This is a genomic window from Bosea sp. (in: a-proteobacteria), assembly GCF_023953965.1.
In the GTDB taxonomy this organism is placed as follows: domain Bacteria; phylum Pseudomonadota; class Alphaproteobacteria; order Rhizobiales; family Beijerinckiaceae; genus Allobosea.
Window position 1 is genome coordinate 2,602,298 of record NZ_JAMLIX010000001.1, and the last position, 17,761, is coordinate 2,620,058.

Below are 17,761 nucleotides of genomic sequence, written 5' to 3' on the forward strand. Positions count from 1 at the left end.
AGCGATTATGGCGTTCAAACGCGCGGTCGCGAACTCGCGGTAGCGTCCGAGGACGTGGTGTAATTTCGGGGAGCGCTTTCGGTGGAAACAGCGGTGGAGAATCCGCTGCGTTTTTGGCCAAAACCGGTGTGGGCACCGGGTCCGTTTGAGAAGGTGGAGTTGCAAGACTTCGACCTGACCGAAACGGAGAACCCGATGACCGAGGACAGATTAGCGCTTGCCGAGCTTTCCGCGAAGAGCGGCGACCCTGATTTTCTGCGCGCGATCGCCGAGAGCGTGCTGCAACTGATCATGGAGGCCGATGTCGATGGCCTGATCGGGGCTGGGCGATACGAGCGCGGCGAAGCCCGGCAGACCTGGCGCAATGGCTACCGTGACCGGACGCTCGACACCCGGCTGGGCACGCTGAACCTGAAAATCCCGAAGATGCGCAGCGGAGCCTACTTCCCCGGCTTCCTGGAGCCGAGGAAGACGGTGGAGAAGGCGCTGGTCGCCGTCATCCAGGAAGCCTGGATCAACGGCGTCTCGACCCGCAAGGTCGATGAACTGGTGCAGGCCATGGGGATGACGGGCATCTCGAAATCGTCGGTGTCGAAGCTGTGCAAGGACATCGACGAGCGGGTGAACGCCTTCCTCAAGCGCCCGTTGTCCGGCGACTGGCCCTATCTGTGGCTCGACGCCACCTATCTGAAGATGCGCGAGGGTGGGCGTATTGTCTCCGTGGCGGCGATAATCGCGGTCGCCGTCGATACCGACGGAAAGAGGGAGATCGTCGGCCTTCACATCGGCCCGTCCGAAGCCGAGCCGTTCTGGACCTCGTTCCTGCGCGATCTGGTGCGCAGGGGACTGACCGGGGTCAAGCTGGTCATCTCGGATGCCCATGAAGGGCTGAAGGCGGCCCTTGTCCGCGTGCTCGGCGCGACATGGCAACGGTGCCGGGTTCATGCGATGCGCAATGCGCTGGCCTACGTTCCCAAGGGCCAGCACACCATGGTCGCCGCCGCGATCCGGCAGGCGTTCATCCAGCCCGACCACGACAGTGCCGTGCAGACCTGGCGGCATGTCGCCGACCAACTCCGCGCCAGATGGCCGAAGCTGGGAAGCTTCATGGATGATGCGGAAGCCGATGTGCTCGCCTACATGGCCTTCCCCGCCCAGCACCGCTCGAAGCTGCACAGCACGAATCCGCTGGAGCGGCTCAACAAGGAGGTGAAGCGCCGGGCCGATGTCGTCGGCATCTTCCCGAACGAGGACAGCATCGTCCGCCTGATCGGAGCCGTCCTGCTCGAAGCCAACGACGAGTGGCAGCTTCAGCATCGATACATGCAGGTCGAGGCCATGGCGGACCTCAACACACCGGCGATCGAGGACGAAAGGCCCCTTCAGATTACACCAAAGGCCGCCTGATCATGACGGCCCGGTCCCACACCCGAAATTACACCACATTGACGGACGCTATCGAACTCGCCCGCGCCAGGCAATTGAGCCTCGATGTGAGCGGAGACGGTCTGCCAGGTTGCCGATCCATCCCGAGTCATGACGGCCAAGAGATTATCCTTGAGCCCGTATGTTGCGCTCTCGGCGCTCGTAATCATGGCTTTGAAGCGGTCGGAAGGGGAGATTTGCTTGGGGTCCTGTGGGCCATCGGTCATGTCGGATGCCAAATATGATTGAGACGAATGTAGAAGCTTTCCGAGCTCTCTCGCCTAGGCTTTCTCGCGAAACCGATCGATCGCTCGCTGTGCAAGATCGTCCTCGTCGAGCGCCAGAGGAACCAGCGACGCAATGATATAGGCGAGGTTGTTTCTCTCCTGCTGGTTCGAGCCTTCCGGAGAAGACGGCTTGAGTTCCGCCCAGGCCCTTTCAAGAGCGGCCTCGGCACGGGCCAGGTCGATGGGATCGGTCAGCGATGAAAATGGCATGGCTTCCCTCGGCATGCCTGGAGATTGCGGCGTCGAGAAAGGGCGCCGCGAAAACCACGGCGCCCTCGAAGTTCAATAGTCCATGCCACCGGCGGGCATGGCGGGAGCCGCTTCCTTCTTCGGCGACTCGGCAATCATCGCCTCGGTGGTGATCAGCAGGCCGGCGACCGAAGCCGCGTCCTGGATCGCCGTGCGCACGACCTTGGTCGGGTCGATGATGCCAGCCTTGACCAGATCGCCATAGGTTCCGGTCTGGGCGTCATAGCCCTGGTTGTAATCGCTCGCCTCCAGCAGCCTGCCGACGATCACGGCGCCGTCATCGCCGGCGTTCTCGACGATCTGCTTGGCCGGAGCGGCAATCGCCTTCCGGACGATCTCGACGCCGGTCTTCTGGTCGTCATTCGCTGGCGTCAAGCCTTCCAGCGTCTTGATCGCCCTCAACAGAGCGATGCCGCCGCCCGGCAGGATGCCTTCTTCCACCGCGGCGCGGGTGGCGTTCAGGGCATCGTCGACGCGGTCCTTCTTCTCCTTGACCTCGACCTCGGTCGCGCCGCCGACGCGGATCACCGCGACGCCGCCGGCGAGCTTGGCCAGACGCTCCTGGAGCTTCTCACGGTCGTAGTCCGAGGTCGTCTCCTCGATCTGCGCCTTGATCTGCGCGACGCGGGCCTCGATCTCGGTCTTGGAACCGGCGCCATCCACAATCGTGGTATTCTCCTTCTCGATACGCACCTTCTTGGCGCGGCCGAGCATGTTGAGCGTGACATTCTCCGCCTTGATGCCGAGATCCTCGCTGACCGCCGTGCCGCCGGTGAGGATGGCGATATCCTCGAGCATGGCCTTGCGGCGGTCGCCGAAGCCCGGAGCCTTGACGGCCGCGACCTTAAGACCGCCGCGCAGTTTGTTGACGACGAGGGTGGCGAGAGCTTCGCCTTCGACATCTTCCGCGACAATCAGCAGCGGCTTGCCGGTCTGCACGACGGCTTCCAGCAGTGGAAGCATCGTCTGCAACCCCGAGAGCTTCTTCTCGTGGATCAGGATGTAAGGATCTTCCAGCTCCGCGATCATCTTCTCGGAGTTGGTCACGAAATAGGGTGAGAGATAGCCGCGGTCGAACTGCATGCCCTCGACGACGTCGAGCTCGGTCTCGGCGGTTTTGGCCTCCTCGACCGTGATCACGCCCTCGTTGCCGACCTTCTGCATCGCCTCGGCGATCATCGCGCCGATGGTGCGGTCGCCATTAGCGGAGATGGTCCCCACCTGGGCGATCTCGTCGGAATTGGTGACCTTCTTGGAGTGCTGCTCCAGCGATTTGGTCACCGCTTCGACGGCGAGATCGATGCCGCGCTTCAGGTCCATCGGGTTTGCGAGGAGATCGACGAGCGGGTGCAGGCCTTCCTCGACCGGCCGATCGAGGGCGACTGGCCCTATCTCTGGATCGACGCCACCTATGTGAAGGTGCGCCAGGCTGGCCGGATCGTCTCGGTCGCGGTGATCGTGGCGGTCGGCGTCAACAGCGACGGCCGGCGCGAGGTGCTGGGGATGGATATCGGCCCGTCCGAGGCCGAGACCTTCTGGGCCGCGTTCCTGCGCAAGCTGGCGCGGCGCGGTCTGCGCGGCGTCAAGCTCGTCGTCTCCGACAGCCATGAGGGCATCAAGGCCGCCGTCTCGAAGGTCCTCACCGCAACCTGGCAGCGTTGCCGGGTTCACTTCATGCGCAATGCGCTCGCCCATGCCGGCCGCTCGGGGCGGCGGGTCGTCTCGGCCTTCATCGCCACCGCCTTCGCCCAGAACGATGCGGTCGCTGCCAGCCAACAATGGCGCAAGGTCGCCGACCAGCTCAGGCCGACCGTTCCGAAGCTCGCGGCCCTGATGGACAAAGCCGAGACCGAGGTGCTCGCCGACATGACCTTCCCGGCGCAGCATCGCGCCAAGCTCCATTCGACGAACCCGCTGGAGCGTCTCAACGGCGAGATCAAGCGTCGGACCGAGGTCGTCGGCATCTTCCCCAACGAGGCCGCCATCACCCGGCTCGTCGGCGCCATCCTGCTCGAACAGAATGATGAATGGGCCGTCCAGCGGGCTCGCTACATCACGCTGGAAAGCATCGCCCCGATCAGCGATGATCCGCTCGTCAGCCTGCCCGCCGTGGCCGCCTGACCAGCCCGGCCAACGCCGGCGCTCGACGGTTCCTGCCGTCAGCTACACCACGACCGGGGACACGACCGGAGGATGTGGTCCGGTATTTACTCGAACCCCTCCTACTCGCGTTTCGCGAGCTCATGCGATCGACCGGCTCGGCCTCGGACAGGATCGCTTCATCTCGCCTGCCACTGATCGATACGCCTCCGGGGCGCGCAGGTGCGCGCGGCATCATGCCGAGTCATGAAGCGATGGAGGATGACATGCTGTTATCGGACTTTGGCCGCCTCGGGTACGACCCGTTTCTGGAAATGCGGCGCATGCAACAGGAAATGAATCAGCGTCTGGCTGGTCTCAGGTCCAACGCCGCTCAGGAGTTTCCGCCAGTCAATCTTTGGCTTGGCGAAAACAGCGTCGCGGTGACTGCAGAGCTGCCTGGCATCGCTGCCGACGATGTCGATCTGACCGTGCGTGAAAATACGCTGACATTGAAGGGCGAACGCAAGTCGCAGGACGAGACGTCCGTCTGGCATCGCCGCGAGCGCCCCAGCGGACGATTCTCCCGGACGATCCAGCTGCCGTTCCGCGTCGACCCGGAACAGGTGGAGGCGCGCTTTGACAACGGACTGCTCGAAGTCGAGCTGCATCGACCGGAGGCGGACCGGCCCAGGAAAATCCAGATCAAGGGATGAGTGGAGGCAAACATGGCTCAAGAACTGCAGACAACCGACCGGCAGGTCCCGAGCAAGCTTGACGGTAGTGAACGGACCCGCTCGCGCCAGGTATTCGTGCCGCGCGCCGACATCTACGAGACACCGGACCAGGTGGTTCTTCTCGTTGATATGCCCGGCGTCGCTTCGGACGGAGTTGATATCACGCTCGAGAAGCGAACGTTGGCGATCCGCGGTTACGCTGCCGACCAGCAGCGCGAAAACTATCGCCAGATCTATGCCGAGTATGGCGCGGGCGACTATGAGCGCGTTTTCACGCTGTCCGAGGACATCGACCGCGATGCCATCGAGGCGTCGCAGAAAGACGGCGTCCTGCGCCTCGTCCTGCCCAAGGCCGCGCCGGCCAAGGCTCGCAAGATCGAGCTCAAGACCGCTTAAGTCATGCACCACAAGGAGGTTGACGATGCCAATCAGAGACCTGATCCCCTGGGGTAGCAACAAGGGGAGCGAAATCGCGAAGCGGGAGGAGGATAACCCCGTCTTCTCCCTCCAACGTGATGTGAACCGGATTTTCGATGATTTCTGGAAGCGGTTCGATCAACCGGTCGGGGCGTTCGGACGCTGGGCTCCTGACGGGCCAAAAGCCGACGTTACCGAGACGGAAAACGCATTGGAAATCTCGATTGAACTTCCGGGCATCGACCAGAGCGAGATCGATATTTCGCTCACCAACGGTCGTGTCCCCGGTCGTGGTGTAGCTGACGGCAGGAACCGTCGAGCGCCGGCGTTGGCCGGGCTGGTCAGGCGGCCACGGCGGGCAGGCTGACGAGCGGATCATCGCTGATCGGGGCGATGCTTTCCAGCGTGATGTAGCGAGCCCGCTGGACGGCCCATTCATCATTCTGTTCGAGCAGGATGGCGCCGACGAGCCGGGTGATGGCGGCCTCGTTGGGGAAGATGCCGACGACCTCGGTCCGACGCTTGATCTCGCCGTTGAGACGCTCCAGCGGGTTCGTCGAATGGAGCTTGGCGCGATGCTGCGCCGGGAAGGTCATGTCGGCGAGCACCTCGGTCTCGGCTTTGTCCATCAGGGCCGCGAGCTTCGGAACGGTCGGCCTGAGCTGGTCGGCGACCTTGCGCCATTGTTGGCTGGCAGCGACCGCATCGTTCTGGGCGAAGGCGGTGGCGATGAAGGCCGAGACGACCCGCCGCCCCGAGCGGCCGGCATGGGCGAGCGCATTGCGCATGAAGTGAACCCGGCAACGCTGCCAGGTTGCGGTGAGGACCTTCGAGACGGCGGCCTTGATGCCCTCATGGCTGTCGGAGACGACGAGCTTGACGCCGCGCAGACCGCGCCGCGCCAGCTTGCGCAGGAACGCGGCCCAGAAGGTCTCGGCCTCGGACGGGCCGATATCCATCCCCAGCACCTCGCGCCGGCCGTCGCTGTTGACGCCGACCGCCACGATCACCGCGACCGAGACGATCCGGCCAGCCTGGCGCACCTTCACATAGGTGGCGTCGATCCAGAGATAGGGCCAGTCGCCCTCGATCGGCCGGTCGAGGAAGGCCTGCACCCGCTCGTCGATCTCCTCGCAAAGCCGCGAGACCTGGCTCTTCGAGATGCCGCTCATCCCCATCGCCTTGACCAGGTCGTCGACCGAGCGGGTCGAGATCCCCTGGATGTAGGCCTCCTGGATCACCGCGGTGAGCGCCTTCTCCGCCATGCGACGCGGCTCGAGGAAGCCCGGAAAGTAGGAGCCCTTGCGCAGCTTGGGGATGCGCAGCTCGACCGTGCCGGCGCGCGTCTCCCAGTCACGCTCGCGATAGCCGTTGCGCTGGGCCAGCCGATCCGGGCTCTTCTCGCCGAAACCGGCGCCCGTCAGGCTGCCGACCTCCAGCTCCATCAGGCGCTGGGCGGCAAAGCCGATCATCTCGCGCAGAAAATCCGTGTCGGGGCTCTTCTCCAGCAGCCCGCGCAGGCTCATCATCTCGTCGGTCATCGGGGATCTCTCGGTTCGGGGTTGGCATTCGCAACCCAAACCTAACCGGCAATCGCCGATGACCGCCCGTCAGCTACACCATCACTAGGGACGCGACCGAGCCCTCAGGCTCTCTTGACTATGCTGTATCGCTCGACGGACCGCCGCTGTCGTCGTGGCGCTCCCATGGTGAACCTGGCCCATAGCGCATCCCTCCAGCTTTGCGAAAAGACTGCACCATCAAATGCCGGGATCAAACATCTAGCTCGCTGGTAGCAGATGTCGGTCCTTATACGGGTGGTTGGCGCATCCGAAGCGGCAAGGCGGAGCCATTCAGCCTCCTGGGCTTCCTTCCAGTTCCGGCAGGTCCGCCCGCAGCCAGGCGAGACGAGCGATGGCGTGCCCGGCGAGAGCTTGGACGCGCACCAACTCCTGTTCGTCGTGAAGATCATCGGCCGCTTCGAGATAGCGCTCGCTGAGCCACTCGGCCAGGACTTCGGGGCGATCGGAAAGTGTCGGTGGATAGGATCCGGCGGGAACACTGATCGGTGAACCTTCGAGCTCGCGCGCGTGCCGCCTTGCCGCCTCCGCAAATGCCTTCAGGCGCGGTTGCTCGGCAGGCGGCGCCCGCGCTGACATCTGCTCGAGGAGCTCGGCAAGTCGGCGCTCAAGCGAAGCCGTGGCCTGGCCCGATGCACTGCCCCCGGCTTCGTCGATGGGGCCTGGGCGGCCCGAGTGGAAGGCCCGGCGGCGTTCGCGTCGCAGTGTGGCGACATGACCGAGTTCTTCGTGCGCCATCGCTTCCGCAGCCTGCTGAATCTCGGGATCTGCTGCCTGAGCCGCAACGTAACTCCAGAATGCAAAGGCCCTTTCCTCATTACGCACGGCCATTGCCAACGCACGATAGGCGCTCAGAAGCTGGGGATCCGTGGTGGAGATACCTTCATCGTCAAATGTTTCCGGCAGTTTCCACCGGATCAGAGCCGAGTCGGGGGCCTTTCCCTTCATCTGTTGCGACCAATGCGCAACCTGAGCCAGATGCCCCTGCTCATCGGCTGAGAGGCGCTCGAAAACCGCCGCAAGCCCGAAGTTGCCCGCGCCTTTCATACGCTCGGCAATCTCGGCGTAGCGGTGGGCGGCCTCGCGTTCCATGGCGTGCGCGATCGAGAACAACTCCTCCAGCGTTCTCACCGGCGTCGACGGCTCGGCTTTAAGTAGCGACATCCAGCCTCCTTGCCTATCGATGGCAATTTTCGGAAGATGACGGTCGAGATCCATGCTCGTCAATCGCCGAGCAGGGACCCGTCAGTGTTGATCACGTTCCAATGGCCTCTATGGTCAGGAACTGCGTTCAGGATAGGACGTTCCCTGTTGGCTTTCTCGGCGACGACCCAAAGGCTACATTTCAGCGCGGTTTCGCAGATTGTGCGAGCCGCGCTAGTCGTTGCGGCGCTGCTTGCGCTCGCGGGAACGGCTCTCGCGGCGGGGCGGGTGCAGGAATTCCTGTCGAAGGTTGGCCCCAGTGATTTCTTTGCGCAAGCCGATCGTTTCGGCCCAGCGCAGGGCGATCCGCCATTGGTGCCGGCCTACCGCGGCGGTGAACTCCTCGGCTATGTCTATCTGAACTCGGATTTCGCAAACGCGACCGGTTATTCCGGCAAGCCCATCCACATGCTGGTCGGCATCGACCCGCGAGGCGTCATCCGTGGCGTGAAGCTTGTCGATCACAAGGAACCGATCGTCCTGATCGGCATCCCCGAGCAACGCATCGTCGAGGCGATGAACCGGCTTGTCGGGAAGGACCTCGTCCCCGTGGCCACCGGCGCCGAGCGGCCGCCTCAGGTCGACATCGTCAGCGGCGCGACCGTGACCGTGCTCGTCATGGGCGACAGCGTCGTGCGCTCAGCCGTCCGGCTGATCAAGAGCGGACGGCTCGGCGCTGGAAGGCAGCCATCACCCGCCGCATCGGCGCCCCCGGCCGTGAAGGCCGTGGACTTCGACAAGAGTGAGCGGCGCGCTTGGGAAGCTCTGCTCGGGGACGGATCGGTACGCCGCCTGTCGCTGACCATTGGCGAGGTCAGCGAAGCTTTCGCGAAGGCCGGCAGCCAGGCTGCGGCCGACAATCCCGAACCGGGCGATGCAAACGACCCGTTCATCGAACTTTACGTGGCGCCGGTCAGCGTGCCGACGATCGGTCGTAGCCTGCTGGGGGACGCAGGCTACGAGCGGTTGCGGGCGCGCCTGAAGCCCGGGCAGCAAGCCATTGTCGTCGCGGGCAACGGTGCCTATTCCTTCAAGGGTTCCGGTTATGTCCGAGGCGGCATCTTCGACCGTATCGAGATCCTTCAGGACGGGCAGAGCACGCGGTTCAGAGATCGAAACCATACTCGGTTGGGTGACCTTGCCGCCGATGGTGCGCCCGAACTGCGCGAGATCGCCCTGTTCGTCCTCCCCGACGAGTTCCGGCTCGATCTGACGGAGCCGTGGCAACTGCAACTGCTGGTCCAGCGTAATGTCGGCGCCCGCGACAAGGCCTTTCTGGACTATGAGCTCGAATACACTCTCCCCGAGCGCTATCTGCGGATCGAGCAAGCCGGCAGGCCGCCAGCCCTTCCAGGCCCGGTACCAGGCGGTCAGGCCGTCTCCGAGGAGGATCACGCCACGCCCGCGGGCGTCGACACGAGCATCCTCGGCGGGGAACTGGACACCCCGCTCTGGCAGCGCATCTGGATCGCCAACGCAGTCTCTATCGGGATCGCGGCTTTTGCGATCCTCGCGCTGACAGGGATCTTCTTCTTCCAGGACGCTCTGGTCCGACGGCCGCAGACATATGTCTGGGTACGTCGCGCCTATCTGACGTTCACGCTCGTCTGGCTCGGCTGGTATGCGAACGCGCAGCTCTCGGTGGTCAACGTTCTGACCTTCACGAGCGCTCTGGTATCGGGCTTCAACTGGGAGTTCTTCCTGGCAGCGCCGCTGATTTTCATCCTCTGGACGGCCATCGCCGCTGCGCTGCTGTTTTGGGGGCGCGGCCCCTTCTGCGGCTGGCTCTGCCCATTCGGGGCGCTTCAGGAGCTGACGAACAATATCGCCCAATGGTTGAAGGTTCCGCAGATCAAGGTGCCCTGGGGCCTCCACGAGCGATTATGGCCGATCAAGTACATCATCTTCCTGGGACTGTTCGGCTTGTCACTCTACTCCATCGCGCTGGCTGAGGTCTTTGCGGAGGTCGAACCGTTCAAGACCGCGATCGTTCTCAAATTTGGCCGCGACTGGCCGTTCGTCATCTATGCCCTGACGCTGCTGGCAGCGGGATTGTTCATCGAGCGCTTTTTTTGCCGCTATCTCTGCCCGCTCGGCGCGGCCCTCGCCATCCCTGGACGGATCCGCATGTTCGAATGGCTGAAGCGCTGGCCCGAATGCGGAACTCCCTGCCAGCGCTGCGCCAATGAATGCCCGGTCCAGTCGATCCACCCCGAGGGGCAGATCAACGTGAACGAATGCATCTACTGCATGCACTGCCAGGAAGTGTACCACGACGATCACCGCTGTCCCCACATGATCCAGGTGAGGCTGAAGCGCGAAAGACGCGAGGCGCTTTCGTCACCGTCCACGCGCCAGATCAAAGAAGGAGGAGCTGGACCTGCTAAACTGGTTGTAACCCATATGGGGAAGCCAATTCAGGACACCGACCCGGCTGACGCTTCGATCGGGAATTGACCACCTCGCCATCGCTTTACGAACAATCGGGAGACCGCCATGTCAGATGAGAGCAGTAAAAAGGGACTGAGCCGGCGCGACATGCTCGGGACCACCGCGGCAGTCGGCGCGGCTGGAGCGGCGGGTGTCGCGGGGGGTATGGTGCTGTCGCCGTCTGGCGCGATCATCTCCGCAGAAGCGCAGACACGGCCCGCCGGCCCGGTGACACGGCCGGCCGTAGCCAACAAATACGAGGTGAAACCCGGCGAGCTCGACGAGTATTACGTATTCTTCTCGAGCGGGCAGAGCGGCGAGGTCCGTATCATCGGCTGCCCCTCGATGCGCGAATTGATGCGCATCCCGGTCTTCAACCGCGATAGCGCCACCGGCTGGGGCCAGACCAATGAGAGCCTGAGGATACTGACCGAAAGTCTCACGCCCGAGGCTCGCGATTTTCTCAAGGACAAGGGCGGAACCTATCTCAATGGCGACCTGCACCATCCGCATTTGTCATTCACCGATGGCACCTACGATGGACGCTATCTCTACGCCAACGACAAGGCGAATACGCGCGTCTGCCGCATTCGCCTGGACGTCATGAAGTGCGACAAGATCATCCAGCTGCCGAACCAGCACACTGTTCACGGACTGCGGGTGCAGAAGTATCCTCGAACCGGTTACGTCTTCTGCAATGGTGAGGATCGCGTGCCGGTGCCAAATGATGGAAGAGATCTTAATGATCCGAAAAAATACGTAGCAATCTTCAGTGCGGTCGATGGAGACACGATGAAGGTTGCATGGCAGGTCAAGGTCGATGGTAATCTCGACAATGTCGATTGTGATTACCAGGGAAAGTATGCTTGGGCCACTTGCTACAATTCCGAAGAGGGCGTCACCCTCGCCGAGATGATGGCGAAGGAACAGGACTGGATCGTCGTCTTCAATCTCAAGCGCATCGAGGAAGCCGTCAAGAACGGCGAGTTCGAGACCTTGGGCGGCGTTCCTGTGCTGGACGGGCGTTCTGGCTCGAAATTCACGCGCTACATCCCGATTCCCAACAGCCCTCACGGCATCAATACCGCCCCCGACGGCATCCATTTCGTGGCCAATGGCAAGCTATCGCCCACTGTCACGGTCTTCGACGCCCGCAAGCTCGACGATCTTTTCGACGACAAGATCAAGCCTCGTGATGTCGTCGTCGCCGAACCGGAAGTCGGCCTGGGGCCGTTGCATACCGCCTATGACGGCAAGGGAAATGCCTACACGACGCTCTTCCTGGACAGCCAGGTGGTCAAATGGAACATCGATCTGGCGAAGCGGGCCTTCAAGGGCGAGAAGGTCAACCCCATCATCCAGAAGCTGGATGTGCACTATCAGCCTGGGCACAACCACACCTCGATGGGGCAGACCAAGGAGGCGGACGGCAAGTGGCTGATCTCGCTCAACAAATTCTCGAAGGATCGGTTCCTGAACGTCGGCCCCCTCAAACCCGAGAACGATCAGTTGATCGACATCTCGGGCGACCGGATGCTGCTGGTTCACGATGGTCCGAGTTTCGCCGAGCCGCACGACGCCACTATCGTTCACCGTTCCAAGATAAATCCGCTGCATATCTGGAAGCGCGATGACCCGTTCTTTGCGCATGCCGTGCAGCAGGCCAAGGCTGACGGTGTCACGCTCGAGCAGGATTCGCAGGTCATCCGCGACGGCAACAAGGTGCGCGTCTACATGACCTCCGCGGCACCAGCCTTCGGCCTGGAAGAGTTCACCGTCAAGCAAGGCGACGAGGTCACCGTCGTCGTCACCAATATCGACGAGGTCGAGGACCTGACCCACGGCTTCTGCATCACGAACTACGGCATCAACATGGAGGTCGCGCCCCAGGCGACGGCGTCCGTGACCTTCATCGCCTCCAAGCCTGGCGTCTATTGGTATTACTGCTCGTGGTTCTGCCATGCCATGCACATGGAGATGAAGGGCCGAATGCTCGTCGAGCCGCAAGCGACGTGAGCATGCGGCCGCACCGCACCGTTGTGCGTCTCGGGCTGGCGGCGACCTTCGCCGCCAGCCCCTACCTGCCTGCATGGGCGGAACGCATCGTCGTGGCGTCGGGGAGCGAAGACCTCCAATCCATCCTCGAACGGGCTTCCGACGGCGACATCGTCTCGTTGCAGAGCGGCGACCACCGTGGCCCTGTCCGGCTCAACAAGAGACTGGTCCTGGAAGGCGCGCCCGGAGCGGTCCTGACAGGACCTGGTAGCGGAAGCGTGGTGACGATTTCAGCGCCGCAGGCCGTGGTGCGAGGCCTCACCATTCGCGGTTCCGGCACCAACGGCGAGACGCTGGATTCGGGTGTTTTCGTCGAGAAGACTGCAAGCCGCGCGCTTGTCGTGGGCAACCGGATCGAGGGCAATCTCTACGGCATCTATCTGCACGGAGCGGAAGGCGCGATCGCGCTCGGCAACACGATCGTCGGCATCAAGGAAGGCCGTGTCAACGAGGCCGGGAACGGAATCTCGGTCTGGAACGCAACGGGCGCCAAGGTGCTCGACAACGATGTCTCCTTCGGCCGGGACGGGATCTTCTCGATTGCCAGCAAGCACAACGTGTTCAACGGCAACCGTTTCCGCGAGCTGCGCTTCGCGATCCACTACATGTACACCAACGACAGCGAGATCGCGGACAACATCTCGACCGGGAACACGGTCGGGTTCGCCATCATGTTTTCGCATCGGCTGAAGGTCAGCAGGAATATTTCCGACGGCGACCGCGACCACGGCTTCCTGTTCAACTACGCCAACGGGTCACAGATATTCGGGAATGCCGTCTTCGGCCGTTTGCAGCCGCCCGAGCGCTGGATGACATCGGGCATGCGCACAGGGGAGGCCCGTGAACATGGGCTTCCGGACGCGGGCGACATCGAAAGCGCCCGGGCGACGGGCTGGCGCAGCGGCCCCGGGAAATGCGTCTTCATCTATAATGCCAACCGAAACCGGTTTCGCGACAACTGGTTCGAGGGCTGCGAAATCGGCATTCACTTCACGGCCGGGTCGGAAGGCAACGAGATCGCCGGCAATGCCTTCGTGAAAAATCAAAACCAGGTGAAATATGTCGGTACGCGCTATCTCGACTGGTCGAAGGGCGGCCGCGGCAATTTCTGGAGCGACAACCCGACCTTCGACCTCAATGGCGACGGGCTCGGCGACAGCGCCTATCGGCCGAACGACCTGATGGACAAGGTGCTCTGGACCGTGCCACAGGCGAAGGTGCTCGCCAATTCACCTGCGGTCCAGGTGATCCGCTGGGCTCAGTCGCAGTTCCCGGCACTGCTTCCTGGCGGCGTGGTCGACAGTCATCCATTGATGCTGCCGCCGGCCCGCCCCAAAATCGCCGAGAGGAACCGGCCGTGACCAGCACCGTCGAAATTGGCGATGTCACGAAGAACTTCGGCAGGGTCGAGGCTGTCCGCGACGTGTCCTTTGAGCTGCGGGAGGGCACGACGATCGCACTCGTCGGCCACAATGGCGCCGGCAAGACCACGTTGCTGAAGCTGATGCTCGGCCTGATCCGTCCATCGAGCGGGAGCATCAAGGTGCTGGGCGAAGACCCGGCCGCGGGTCAGTTCGCGGCGCGCCGCTTTCTGGGCTATCTGCCGGAGAATGTTTCGTTCAATTCGGCGCTGACCGGCCGGGAGACCCTCGCCTTCTATGCTCGGCTGAAGCGTGAGGGCGGCGGCGTCGTCGCGCCGCTGCTGGAGCGTGTCGGTCTCGGCCCTGCCGCCGACCGCCGGATCGGTACCTATTCCAAGGGAATGCGGCAGAGGCTCGGGCTGGCACAGGCGCTTCTCGGCAAGCCCCGCATCCTGCTCCTCGACGAGCCGACGAGTGGCCTCGATCCGGCGCTCCGCCAGAGCTTCTACGAAATCATCGAAGAACTGCGCCGACAGGGGGCCACGGTGCTGCTGTCGTCACATGCGCTGACCGAACTTGAAGAACGAGCTGGCCGGGTGGTGATCATGAACCGAGGGCGCAAGGTTGCCGACGGCAGCCTCGACGAGTTGCGCCACATCGCCCGCTTGCCGACGCGCATTCGTCTGAAGGTCGCAGCATCGGGCTTTGCGGATGCCCGGAATCGATTTGCATCGCTTGGCGAATGGCGCGCGATCAACGGTCATTTGCTCGAAATCGATGCAGCCCCCGACCAGAAGATCGAGGTGCTGCGGCACGCCACCGCCGTTGACGCCCCCGTCGAGGATATCGATGTGACCCCGCCGACCCTCGACGAACTTTACACCCATTTTCTTCGCACGCAGGAGGTGCCGCGGTGAGGACCGTCCTGATCGTCGCGGGCAAGGAAATCCAAGAGAGTCTGCGCAATCGCTGGGTCCTTGCCACGACCCTCCTGTTGGCTGCCCTTGCCCTGACGCTCACCTTTCTCGGAAGCGCGCCGACCGGGAATGTCGGCGTGCGGGCGCTCGACGTCGTGATTGTCAGCCTCTCCAGCCTGACAATCTTCCTGTTGCCCTTGATTGCCCTATTGATCTCGCATGATGCCATTGTGGGGGAGATGGAACGCGGCACCATGTTGCTGCTGTTGAGCTATCCGGTGGCACGTTGGCAGGTGGTGCTCGGCAAATTCGTCGGCCACCTGGCGATTCTGGCCTTCGCAACCTTTGTCGGCTACGGCGCGGCCGCGGCCGCGCTCGTCGCGACCGGAGCGGCCATCGATCCACAGAGCTGGCGCGCCTTTGGCTGGATGGTTGGTTCTTCGATCCTGCTGGGTGCCGCATTCATCGCCATCGGCTATCTGGTTAGTACGCTTGTCCGCGAGCGCGGCACTGCCGCCGGCATCGCCGTCGGCGTATGGCTCCTATTCGTGTTGATCTACGACATGGCCCTGCTCGGAGTCCTGGTCGTCGATCAGGGGCAAACGGTTTCAGGCGTCGCCCTCAACACGCTGCTGCTGCTCAATCCGACCGACGCTTACCGGCTCTTCAATCTCACCAGCTCGGGCAATGTCAGCTCCTTTTCCGGGATGGCCGGGCTAGCGCAAACCGCAAATCTCAATCCGTTGGTTCTCCTGGCTGCGCTCGGGGCCTGGGCGCTCCTGCCGCTCACGTTCGCGGCGGTCGCCTTCTCGAGGAGGGAACTATGAGGATCCTGACCCTGTCCACCCTTCTGGTCGCGGGTCTCGCCCTGGTCGCGTGCAAGGACGAGAAGGCTGCCGAAGCTCTGCCGCCGCCGCATGAACTGACACAACGAGCGATGGGGCATTACTGCGGAATGAACGTGCTGGAGCATCCCGGCCCGAAGGGGCAGATCCTGCTCGCCAGCCGGCTCCAGCCCGTCTGGTTCTCGTCGGCTCGCGATGCGCTTTCCTTCACAATGTTACCGGAGGAGGCCAAGGATATCCAAGCCATCTATGTTTCGGACATGGGGAAAGCCACGAGCTGGGACGAACCAGGGGCAACCAACTGGGTCGAGGCGCGGAAGGCGTCGTTCGTCATTGGAAGTCGGGCCAAGGGCGGGATGGGGGCCGACGAGGCCGTGCCGTTTTCGGAGAGGCAGGCTGCCGAAAAATTCGCGTCCGAGAATGGCGGACGTGTCGTCGCGTATGCCGAAATGCCGCAGGACTATATCCTCGGCAGCAGCGCCGCTGAACCTACGACCGAAGGGGAGCACCAATCCAGCGGAGACGAGCCTCGTGACAATGCGCCCGTCCCCCCAGGGGGCGGCCCTATCAGGTAGGAGCTTGCAATGTTTTCGATCCCATCCCGCAGGCGCTTCATTGGAATTTCGGCCGCTGCGGCCGGCCTGAGCCTTCTTCCGCTGGGCAAGAGGGCCAAGGCCGGAGGCGAACTCGTGATCTGGCAGGGTCAGGCCATGGGAGCCGTCGCGACGTTGCAGATCCATCATCACGATCGTGCTGCGGCCCAACGGCTGATTGCCCGTGCACTTTCGGAAGTGCGTCGGCTCGAACGGGTGTTCAGCCTCTACAGAGACGATTCCGCCCTGTCTGTGCTCAATCGCGAGGGCTTCCTTCTGGCGCCGCCACCCGAACTCGTGACGGTCTTGAACGATTGCCGGCGTTATTTTGAGCTTACGCGAGGCCGCTTTGACCCGAGCGTGCAGGCGCTATGGACGCTCTACCGCGACCATTTCTCGAGAACGGATGCCGACCCGCAGGGGCCGCCCGCACAGGCATTGTCCGCCGCGCTCGCCCGCGTCGGCTTTGATGGAGTGGCCTTCAACAAGGACCGAATTGCCCTGCTCCGCTCCGGGATGGCACTCACCTTGAACGGAATCGCCCAGGGCTTCGCTACCGATCGGATCGTCAACCTGCTGCGTAGCGAGGGGATTGCGAGCAGCCTTGTCGACATGGGTGAAAGCCGCGCGCTCGGCAAGCGTCCTGACGGTTCGGCTTGGCAGTTCGGCATTGCCGATCCGGACCGACCGGAGCGGATCGGCGCGACGCTGGAGGCGATTGATCAAGCCGTCGCGACATCCGGAGCGTATGGTTTCCGGTTCGATTCCCCGGGACGCTTCAATCATCTCTTCGACCCGCGGACTGGCGAGTGCGCTCACCTCCACCGCTCCGTTACGGTGGTCATGCCAACTGCAACTGCGGCGGATGCGCTATCAACCGCCTTCAGCTTGATGGCTCCCGAGGACATTGCGCTGGCACTTGGCCAGCTCGGAGAAGGAGAGGTGCGATCGATTACGGCATCAGGGGAACACCTCGCGCTTCGCGCGTGATTTCGATAGCGAGCGTCGCGATCAGCGTCTAGTTTCGACTTCAAAGAACGCAAGGCAGCGGCGGAACATAGGTCAATAATTGGCCTTCAAATTCAGAACATTGGCAAGGAGGTTATGATGCGCTTGTTCGTACTTGTTTCTGGTATTCTGGCCTTAAGTCCAGCCCTTGCGCACGCCCAAGACGCAGCTGCGGGGGAAAAGGTTTTTGCTCCCTGCAAGGCCTGTCACCAGATCGGCGCGAACGCTAAGAATGTCGTTGGTCCAGTGATGAATGGCATCATCGGGCGCAAGGCAGGCACAGTTGAGGGCTACAGTTATTCGGCTGCTAACAAGAATTCCGGTCTGACTTGGGATGAGGCTACCTTCGCGGAGTATATCAAAGACCCGAAGGCCAAGATTCCAGGAACGAAAATGCTCTACGTCGGCCTCAAGGACGAGCAGAAGATTAAGGATCTGATTGCCTTTCTCAAACAGTTTGATTCTTCCGGAAAAAAGACGGCAGAGATGAAAGGGCCGACGCAAATCGCATCCAGATAATCGCTGAGCCCGGCGCCTCGCGGCTGGACACTCGCAAGAACCTCCCTTGATTGGTG

15 protein-coding genes and 2 pseudogenes are annotated in these 17,761 nt (G+C 62.7%); 13 read left to right on the forward strand and 4 right to left on the reverse strand.

Going from position 1 to position 17,761, the window contains the following annotated elements; translation table 11 throughout:
• The first annotated feature begins 195 nt into the window (after nt 1-195).
• A complete protein-coding gene (locus M9917_RS12100; protein ID WP_297254662.1) occupies nt 196-1,407 on the forward strand; it encodes an IS256 family transposase in 1,212 nt (403 codons plus the stop codon).
• Between the two features lie 299 nt (nt 1,408-1,706).
• Here M9917_RS12100 and M9917_RS12105 read toward each other — a convergent pair whose 3' ends face one another.
• Nucleotides 1,707-1,937, reverse strand: coding sequence for a hypothetical protein (locus M9917_RS12105; protein ID WP_297253980.1), 231 nt, complete (start codon nt 1,935-1,937; stop codon nt 1,707-1,709).
• A gap of 57 nt (nt 1,938-1,994) precedes the next feature.
• Nucleotides 1,995-3,287, reverse strand: a pseudogene (groL, locus tag M9917_RS12110) (chaperonin GroEL); the annotation flags it as partial.
• On the opposite strand from groL, the pseudogene M9917_RS12115 reads away from it, so the two are divergent.
• From M9917_RS12115 to M9917_RS12130, 4 genes and pseudogenes are all read left to right on the forward strand, one after another.
• Nucleotides 3,273-4,082: pseudogene (locus tag M9917_RS12115) on the forward strand (IS256 family transposase); the annotation flags it as partial. The pseudogenes groL and M9917_RS12115 sit on opposite strands and share 15 nt — an antisense overlap.
• Before the next feature lie 122 nt (nt 4,083-4,204).
• The gene (locus M9917_RS12120; protein WP_297253982.1) at nt 4,205-4,756 is read left to right on the forward strand and encodes an Hsp20/alpha crystallin family protein; all 552 of its coding nucleotides are present in this window, start codon (nt 4,205-4,207) and stop codon (nt 4,754-4,756) included.
• A gap of 12 nt (nt 4,757-4,768) precedes the next feature.
• Nucleotides 4,769-5,173 (forward strand): Hsp20/alpha crystallin family protein, encoded by a 405-nt coding sequence (locus tag M9917_RS12125; protein WP_297253984.1) that lies wholly within the window; start codon nt 4,769-4,771, stop codon nt 5,171-5,173.
• A 25-nt stretch (nt 5,174-5,198) separates the two neighbouring features.
• A complete protein-coding gene (locus M9917_RS12130; protein ID WP_297253986.1) occupies nt 5,199-5,561 on the forward strand; it encodes an Hsp20/alpha crystallin family protein in 363 nt (120 codons plus the stop codon).
• Here the strand turns inward: M9917_RS12130 and M9917_RS12135 are convergent.
• Both M9917_RS12135 and M9917_RS12140 read right to left on the reverse strand, forming a co-directional pair.
• A complete protein-coding gene (locus tag M9917_RS12135) occupies nt 5,536-6,735 on the reverse strand; it encodes an IS256 family transposase (RefSeq protein ID WP_297253988.1) in 1,200 nt (399 codons plus the stop codon). The two genes, M9917_RS12130 and M9917_RS12135, sit on opposite strands and share 26 nt — an antisense overlap.
• A 312-nt stretch (nt 6,736-7,047) precedes the next feature.
• Nucleotides 7,048-7,992, reverse strand: a complete 945-nt coding sequence (locus tag M9917_RS12140; RefSeq protein ID WP_297253990.1) for a ferritin family protein — start codon at nt 7,990-7,992, stop codon at nt 7,048-7,050.
• Nucleotides 7,993-8,139: 147 nt separating this feature from the next.
• Here M9917_RS12140 and M9917_RS12145 point away from each other — a divergent pair, with 147 nt between their 5' ends.
• The 8 genes from M9917_RS12145 (at nt 8,140) to M9917_RS12180 (ending at nt 17,705) form a co-directional block, all read left to right on the forward strand.
• Nucleotides 8,140-10,434: a 4Fe-4S binding protein gene (locus M9917_RS12145; protein ID WP_465246378.1), complete on the forward strand. Its 2,295-nt coding sequence runs from the start codon at nt 8,140-8,142 to the stop codon at nt 10,432-10,434.
• A 39-nt stretch (nt 10,435-10,473) separates the two neighbouring features.
• The gene (gene nosZ, locus M9917_RS12150) at nt 10,474-12,423 is read left to right on the forward strand and encodes a TAT-dependent nitrous-oxide reductase (protein ID WP_297253992.1); all 1,950 of its coding nucleotides are present in this window, start codon (nt 10,474-10,476) and stop codon (nt 12,421-12,423) included.
• Nucleotides 12,424-12,425: 2 nt separating this feature from the next.
• Nucleotides 12,426-13,823, forward strand: coding sequence for a nitrous oxide reductase family maturation protein NosD (locus M9917_RS12155; protein WP_297253993.1), 1,398 nt, complete (start codon nt 12,426-12,428; stop codon nt 13,821-13,823).
• Nucleotides 13,820-14,740, forward strand: coding sequence for an ABC transporter ATP-binding protein (locus M9917_RS12160; protein WP_297253995.1), 921 nt, complete (start codon nt 13,820-13,822; stop codon nt 14,738-14,740). The genes M9917_RS12155 and M9917_RS12160 overlap by 4 nt, the downstream gene beginning before the upstream one ends.
• Nucleotides 14,737-15,567, forward strand: a complete 831-nt coding sequence (locus M9917_RS12165) for an ABC transporter permease (RefSeq protein ID WP_297253998.1) — start codon at nt 14,737-14,739, stop codon at nt 15,565-15,567. The genes M9917_RS12160 and M9917_RS12165 overlap by 4 nt, the downstream gene beginning before the upstream one ends.
• Entirely contained in the window at nt 15,564-16,160 is a 597-nt protein-coding gene (locus tag M9917_RS12170; RefSeq protein WP_297254000.1) for a nitrous oxide reductase accessory protein NosL, read from the forward strand. The genes M9917_RS12165 and M9917_RS12170 overlap by 4 nt, the downstream gene beginning before the upstream one ends.
• A 9-nt stretch (nt 16,161-16,169) precedes the next feature.
• The gene (locus tag M9917_RS12175; RefSeq protein WP_297254002.1) at nt 16,170-17,168 is read left to right on the forward strand and encodes an FAD:protein FMN transferase; all 999 of its coding nucleotides are present in this window, start codon (nt 16,170-16,172) and stop codon (nt 17,166-17,168) included.
• A gap of 117 nt (nt 17,169-17,285) precedes the next feature.
• Nucleotides 17,286-17,705 carry a c-type cytochrome gene (locus M9917_RS12180; protein WP_297254005.1) on the forward strand — a complete coding sequence of 140 codons (420 nt, stop codon included), beginning with the start codon at nt 17,286-17,288 and terminating at the stop codon, nt 17,703-17,705.
• The last annotated feature ends 56 nt before the right edge of the window (nt 17,706-17,761 follow it).

Bases quoted from the DNA above. Each gene is read 5' to 3' on its own strand.
- nosZ (WP_297253992.1), top strand. From the start codon at position 10,474: ATGTCAGATGAGAGCAGTAAAAAGGGACTGAGCCGGCGCGACATGCTC.
- M9917_RS12120 (WP_297253982.1), top strand. From the start codon at position 4,205: ATGCGATCGACCGGCTCGGCCTCGGACAGGATCGCTTCATCTCGCCTG.
- M9917_RS12170 (WP_297254000.1), top strand. From the start codon at position 15,564: ATGAGGATCCTGACCCTGTCCACCCTTCTGGTCGCGGGTCTCGCCCTG.
- M9917_RS12130 (WP_297253986.1), top strand. From the start codon at position 5,199: ATGCCAATCAGAGACCTGATCCCCTGGGGTAGCAACAAGGGGAGCGAA.
- M9917_RS12175 (WP_297254002.1), top strand. From the start codon at position 16,170: ATGTTTTCGATCCCATCCCGCAGGCGCTTCATTGGAATTTCGGCCGCT.
- M9917_RS12155 (WP_297253993.1), top strand. From the start codon at position 12,426: ATGCGGCCGCACCGCACCGTTGTGCGTCTCGGGCTGGCGGCGACCTTC.
- M9917_RS12135 (WP_297253988.1), bottom strand. From the start codon at position 6,735: ATGACCGACGAGATGATGAGCCTGCGCGGGCTGCTGGAGAAGAGCCCC.
- M9917_RS12105 (WP_297253980.1), bottom strand. From the start codon at position 1,937: ATGCCGAGGGAAGCCATGCCATTTTCATCGCTGACCGATCCCATCGAC.
- M9917_RS12140 (WP_297253990.1), bottom strand. From the start codon at position 7,992: ATGGATCTCGACCGTCATCTTCCGAAAATTGCCATCGATAGGCAAGGA.
- M9917_RS12125 (WP_297253984.1), top strand. From the start codon at position 4,769: ATGGCTCAAGAACTGCAGACAACCGACCGGCAGGTCCCGAGCAAGCTT.
- M9917_RS12100 (WP_297254662.1), top strand. From the start codon at position 196: ATGACCGAGGACAGATTAGCGCTTGCCGAGCTTTCCGCGAAGAGCGGC.
- M9917_RS12180 (WP_297254005.1), top strand. From the start codon at position 17,286: ATGCGCTTGTTCGTACTTGTTTCTGGTATTCTGGCCTTAAGTCCAGCC.